1 protein-coding gene and 1 pseudogene are annotated in these 3,077 nt (G+C 68.9%); one reads left to right on the top strand and one right to left on the bottom strand.

What is annotated here, in order from left to right; all coding sequences use genetic code 11:
- On the bottom strand, positions 1–2,531 hold a 2,531-nt coding region (locus tag AB4Y86_RS15570), incomplete at its 3' end, for a S1 family peptidase (protein ID WP_441403094.1).
- 302 nt (positions 2,532–2,833) lie between these two features.
- On the opposite strand from AB4Y86_RS15570, the pseudogene AB4Y86_RS15575 reads away from it, so the two are divergent.
- Positions 2,834–3,077, top strand: a pseudogene (locus AB4Y86_RS15575) (SGNH/GDSL hydrolase family protein); the annotation flags it as partial.

The following is a 3,077-nucleotide window of genomic DNA, read 5'->3' on the forward strand; positions in this document are numbered from 1 at the left end:
GCCGCCGGCGTGGCGCTCCCCGGCGCTGCGGCCGCGCCTGCAGGGGCAGCCGCCGCGGCGATCGTGAATTTGTACTCGACCGGCGAGGACGCGACGCCGTCAACCGACTGCGAGACAGCCAAGGTATGCGGCCCGACGGCCAGTCCGGCCGGGAGGTGGACACTCCAGCGCCCGTCGGCCACCAGCACCAGCGGGGCCAAGGACAGGGCCACGGCTTTCGCCCCGGTCCCGGATCCGCCGGCGACGCGCGCCGCACCAATTGGCACCCCATCGATCAGCACGCTGACCTCAGCGCCGTCGACGCCGGTCCCGGAGATAACACCGGGTAGCTCGTCCTGAGCGAAGTGGCTGCCGTCCCAGTTCCCCGTTGCTGCGGGAGCGGGGGGCGGCACGGTGAATTCGGCTGTGGCCGCTGGGCCGTCCACGTGGCCGGTGGCCGTCTGGACGGCCGAGACAGAAATCTTGCCGTACGTCGGCCGGCTGGCCAAAGGAACGCTCCACTGCCCGTCGGGCGCAACGGTCGCGGAACCGGTCAAGTCGCCCGACAGCTTCACAGTGTTCCCCGGCGTCCCGGTGCCCGCAACGCGGTCAAGCGCCGTAAGGGCGGATCCGGTAGCAGGGCTGGTGATCGTGGGTGCAACCAACTCCGAGACGTTCAGAGTGAAGGTCGTGGTGCCGGACTGGCTGTAGCCGTTTATGGTCTCGGCGGTCAACCGGATCGCACCTTCGGCCGCAGGCGCGGTGAATGACCAGTTTCCCGCGGTATCGACCGGAATCTCGACAGCGTCCGGGGTCAAGCCGACCAAGYGGACCTTGGAGTTGAGGGCCACCGCCGAGGCGGGAGCGGCCGCTACGCGCCCATGAATGACACTGTTGGGCGGCACCGTGCTTAAAGTTGAAGTCCCGGCGAGTTCGGGCTTGTTCAGGAAGAGTTGCAGCTGGACGCCAGGGATGTGTGTGAGGGCGTCCTCAAGGGTCGTTGCGATGGCGCTGACCTGCTTCCCGGCGACGCTTTCAGCCCCGGTGTGGGTGCCGACGGCAAAGTTGCCGCTGATCCACGGACCACCGGAGTCGCCGCCGCCGGACTTGACGTCCTTGGATAGGAAGCCGCGGAATGCGCGGCCGTCGGCAGGGCCGGGTTTTGTACCGCCTGCCACGTAGATTCCCAGCTCGCTCACTGTCCCGCAGGACCACCCCGTGGTCCGCCCGGACCGGCAGACGGCCTGGCCGGCAATCGGGGCGAGTGTCCCGATGATCTTAACGGACGTCGGCGCCGGGTTCGCCACGTTGTCCCACTTGGTCACGGCCGGCTGGGCGGTTACCCCGCCGTCGAGCTTTTCGATCACGGCGATGTCGGTGCCGACGTTGCCGGGCTCTCCAGCATCGCCGGTTGTCCAATTCGGGTTGAGCACAGGTGAATTATTGGCTCCGCCAAATTGGCTGAACCCGAAACTGCCGAGCTTGGGCAGGTCAAGGGGCAGGGGCAGCGCGCCGCCGGCGATCGAGGACGTCGGGGGCTCCAGCCCGGCGACGGCGGCTTTGCCGTCGTCGGCGCAGTGGCCTGCCGTCAGTAGCACGGGCAGTCCCGCCGGGCTGAAGGCGCCAAAGCCGGTGGAGCAAATTGTCCGCCCGAATCCCGAATCCATGACGTACCCCTCCCCGCCGTACACGTCAGCTTGGGTCGTGACCGGCGCGGCCTTCTCGAGCTGGACGTTAGCGTACCGGGCAACAAATTCAGCGGGAGAGATCTTGCCGGGCTGCGCAGGCGCAACCGGGGCGTTCGTCGCCGCGGCGGTTGCGGGCACCACCGGGAGAACGGGCTCCAGGACAGCTGGCACTCCGACTTCCGGGGTGTTGATCCCCCCGGTGCGGATGACGAAGTGACCGTCGGCGTAGGCAACGGCCTGCAGCCCCGTGGCACCGACTTCCCTCAGATAGTCCTGGAACAGTTGTTCGGTGCTGGAGGCCAACAGCTCGGCAGTGGCCGGCGCCGTCGATGAGGCCGGCGTACTCGGCGCAACAGCGGCGGGAGCGTGGAGCTCAAAGACGGGTGAGCCGGTACCGTTCAGCTGGTCGATCCGGGTCTGGAGTTCGGCGCCGCTGCCGACGACGACAATCTTACCGCTCGCCAGGCTGATCCCGACGTAGCCGGGCAGTTTGCTCAGGGACGGCACGGCATCGGCGGCGCGCCTTCCTAACTCCCCCGCAGCGTTGAATTCCGCCAGCGTCATGCCCAGATCCCGCCGGACCGCCTCGGCGAGCCCGGCGTCGCTGATGCCAGATTGCGGTGAAGGCGCAGCGGACGCGGCCGGCGTCGTCGCCGTCGTCGGATCCTTGGCCGTGGCGGCCGGAGCCGCGGCGGGACCCGACCCGGCGCCGACCGATGGCGAAGGCGAAGGCGAAGGCGAAGCGGTGGCCGTGCCGGCCGCACCGACCTCCGCAAGGGCCGGGGCGGCCAGCGACGATCCAGCGAGCACGACGGCGACGGTTGCCGCAGCCCGCACCACCAGCGCGTATTTGGGAGTCTTCACCCGGTAACTTTAGCCCCGCACTGCGCCCGGAATGGCGGCCAACGCCGGGACCGTTACCCCATTGTGGCCCAAAAATGCGGCGGTCTTGCGGTTTGCCTCCGTCAAGCCCCGGGCAGGATTCGCGCCGGTTCGTCCCGACATCTTCGCGACGGGACCAACGGCCCGGTTCAGGCCCAGGGGCTCCGGCGTAGGGTGGCGGTGGGCCCGGTAGCGGCCGGGCTCCTATTCAGCTCGCCTGCCACCGGACTGACACCGCTTTGCGGCACGGGGCGCTGAAGCCGCGTGCTACTGAGGGGGACACCATGGGAACTCTGAAACTTCGACGCCGCCGCACGGCTCTCGCCGCCGGACTCGCCACCGTTGCAATGGCGGTCGGGGTGGCGGCAGCCCCGGCGCAGGCGATAGACAAAACCAAGTACATCGCGCTGGGAGACTCCTACGCCGCAGGCCAGGGGGCGGGGCCGTACCTGGACGCCTGTTACCGCAGCGACAGCAGTTACGCCGAACTCGCTGCCGACGTGAAGGCCGTCAAGCTCGTCACTAACG

The organism is Arthrobacter sp. 2YAF22_2 (assembly GCF_052114645.1).
Taxonomy (GTDB): Bacteria; Actinomycetota; Actinomycetes; order Actinomycetales; family Micrococcaceae; genus Arthrobacter.